The sequence below is a fragment of the Stygiolobus sp. CP850M genome, assembly GCF_037389425.1.
GTDB lineage: Archaea > Thermoproteota > Thermoprotei_A > Sulfolobales > Sulfolobaceae > Stygiolobus.
Window position 1 is genome coordinate 1 of the sequence record NZ_JBBHKR010000007.1, and the last position, 3,080, is coordinate 3,080.

The following is a 3,080-nucleotide window of genomic DNA, read 5'->3' on the forward strand; positions in this document are numbered from 1 at the left end:
GAGTCGGCCCGGGGGACCCTCGAGGAGGTGAAGGGATACCTCCGAGTGGGATACCCCCGGAGTCTACTACGCCGACCTAACTCTGGGAGGCCAAGCGATTACGGTAAAATTATTAGTCCGGGAACGTGACTCCGGGACACACGTCAGGTACCTCTACACGACCGATCTCTCGCTCAGTGAGGAGGAGATCGAGGAGGCTTGGAGGATGATGTGGGAGATCGAGGAGCTCCACAGGGACGTCAAGGCCTCGGGACTGGAGGACTCCTCGTTCTGGAGGAGAGAGGCTTCAGGGGTACCTCACGATCTTCACCATCATGACCAACGTTGTCAGGGAGCTGGTGGGGGCTCTTAACCTGAGGAGCGTGGAGGCGTTCCTCAGGTTCGTTGAACGTTATTTAGGCGGACCAACTGGGCTGATGAAAATCTTTAAGTTACGTTAAAGTCCCATAACTGCTGTAGTGTATAGGTTTGTTAAGGAGTTTGAGAAAAAGAGATTAGGCTTATTATATGGCTAAGAAAGAGATGAGAAAGAAAGAAGTCCCTGGCTTATTCAGCCACTTCCACTACTCTTTTGAGGACTAGCGTCTCTGCTAGACTGTCTGTTATTACATCTATTACGTCATTAACATCTGAACTATCGGTTTTGAATTTTATATTTTGTTCATCAAACTCTACTTTCAATTCCTTTCCCTTTTCATTTTTAACTTTGTTTTTTATTACTTCTACTATTTTTGGTTGTTCACCAAACTTTTCATGTATTTTCTTAATAGTACCATCAGTTACTATTTTACTTAACTTTCTCAACTTGTTTGGCTCTACAGAAGCAAGATCTTTTTCAAATTTTTGGGGGTCATCGAAGATGTTCTGTAAGTCATTATAGTTTGAACTATTTTTTATCTTCCTTAAGTAATAGTCTCTCAAAAAGTTCTTAAATGAACGATTCTTTTCGAATTCAGATAATTTAAATATGATAATTTTATGCTTATAGTAAACGAACAGTATGTCTTTCCTCAGTACAATATACTTCTTAAACTCTAATACTTCATAGGTGTCATCTGAACTCATTGTGATAATACTAAATTTTGGATGCAACATGAGATTCTTTTCAAATTTGTCAAAGATTAGTATAGGATTCCCATTTCCGTCGTCGAGTTTAATCGACACATATTCGGTGTCCTCAATATTTTCAAGCTCATATTTGCTAGTAGACGGAGTATCTTGTTCCATCAGCTGAATTAACCTTATAATTGTACTACCTTCAGTAGTCTGTGAAGAAGTAGAGGGTTGAGAACTCTGAACTGTTACTTGTGTAGACGGATCCCGATTAAAAACGTCTAAGTCTATATAACACGGCCTCCTATTCTCGAAATCTGCACACTCATTAATATCCGTTTTACCACTTAGTCTGCGTATCTTACGATATATATATTCGAAATTCTTCTCTCTACTTTTCTTATTAATCTTAATGTATCTAATGTTATAATTAAAGGACTCATCTTTGCCTTTTACTCTAACGAAGAAATATATTCTTTCCAGTTTTTCTTCTAACTTAACTTTATTAATAGCTTCAACTAATTCTTTAGCTGAGAACCCCTCATCATTCATTTGCCTTCTTTTTCTTTATAATTCTTTCATCTAAATAAATGTTCTCATATAAAGGACGAACTCTGATGTAATCTCCTTCTTGTATCTTTTCCTTATATACTATATAAATTGATTTATTATGCTCTTCTACTCTTATCTTATAAATCCTATAATTCATTAGGAAGAGAATAGGATTAAAGAATAAGATTTCGCTGTCCTTAAATAATTCAAATATGAAGAATAAAACTATAATAAACACAATGAGTCCGATTAACGTAGCCTGAAAAATCGATAATAAAGTTAACACGTAAGTCATTGTTATATTAGCGTAGTCTACACTCAGGTCTTCTATTTCGGTTACGTGATAAGTTCTCGAGCTTTCTTTGTCTTCCTCTGTAGTTAATAAATAGTAATAACCGTAATTCGAAATTATTAAAAGAGCTGATAGTATCATATAGGGTATTAAAAGTAGGGGTATGCTAAAGGAATATATTCTAATGTAAAATATAAAGAAATATTTGGAATAGATAATCATTAGTATTATAAATAGTAACGTATATTCGCTTAAGAATAATCGTAATGAATTAAATATATGTGTGCTCATAGACTGGCTTACATTTATATTGTAATACAAACTAAAAACTTCTTTCATTTTATATTTTAGTATTTTCTTCAGTAAATTAGGGAGTTTATTCAAATAATCTAATCTTTTACTAAAATTAGAAGACCGTACTTTATGGCATATGCTAAGCCTAAATATAGGGTCATTGCATAAGCCCCCCATCTCATCATCGTCTTTGAAGTCACCAGTATCTTCTACAACCCGAGCTAGTTCCCAATTTACTACTTCCTCTACTGTAGCTCCAGGGTGTTGAGTCCTTATATAATAAAGCATCCATGCCAGATCTACATCTCTGTTCTCAACCAGCTGTCCAGATGTATTTAGTTTAGCTATCCACCTCTTCTGATCTGGGTGGTTCTCTACTGGGACATAGTTTGCGAACAACCTCCATTTTTTACGGTTCATTATCAATGGGTTTTCGACTATAACTTCATAAGGTTTCATCAATAGGGTTCCGTCAGGTGCATATATTTCCTCCTCTACGTTGTGTTGCTCCACTAAGTCAGTAATATCTGGGATAACTATTACTCCTTCTTCCATATAATAAAATTAGAAGAAGAGAGTAAAGAAGATATATGACTTATTGAGAAGACGGTCTGTAACGCGTTTACGTAACTATTCATTATTTTTAATTACTTCTAATCCCTTTAATGCTATTAAGTAAGCTGAGGCTGTATGCCTATCGAAACCCTTCTCCCTCATCACCATGTCGTGACCCTCAGAATTTGTAGTACCCTTAGGATTAACTAGATATCAATTGCTTCCTTAGGGCCAATTAATTTACTCCTCATCATCTGGTAGGATAACAATTACAATCACCTCCTTTTCCAACAAGCCCTTAATCTTCTCATGAATGCTTTTAGGAACGTATATT

The 3,080-nt window shown here is 35.9% G+C and carries 2 protein-coding genes and 1 pseudogene; 1 reads left to right on the top strand and 2 read right to left on the bottom strand.

Features of this window, described 5'->3' with window-relative positions:
* Window positions 1–440, top strand: a pseudogene (locus tag WIW89_RS00285) (IS701 family transposase); the annotation flags it as partial.
* A 106-nt stretch (window positions 441–546) separates the two neighbouring features.
* On the opposite strand, the gene WIW89_RS00290 reads toward WIW89_RS00285, so the two are convergent.
* Entirely contained in the window at window positions 547–1,605 is a 1,059-nt protein-coding gene (locus WIW89_RS00290) for a hypothetical protein (RefSeq protein WP_337719304.1), read from the bottom strand.
* Window positions 1,598–2,746, bottom strand: coding sequence for a hypothetical protein (locus WIW89_RS13530; protein WP_443296275.1), 1,149 nt, complete (start codon window positions 2,744–2,746; stop codon window positions 1,598–1,600). The genes WIW89_RS00290 and WIW89_RS13530 overlap by 8 nt, the downstream gene beginning before the upstream one ends.
* Between the last annotated feature and the right edge of the window lie 334 nt (window positions 2,747–3,080).

Coding starts and splice junctions, on each gene's coding strand:
- WIW89_RS00290 (WP_337719304.1), bottom strand. CDS start 1,605: ATGAATGATGAGGGGTTCTCAGCTAAAGAATTAGTTGAAGCTATTAAT.
- WIW89_RS13530 (WP_443296275.1), bottom strand. CDS start 2,746: ATGGAAGAAGGAGTAATAGTTATCCCAGATATTACTGACTTAGTGGAG.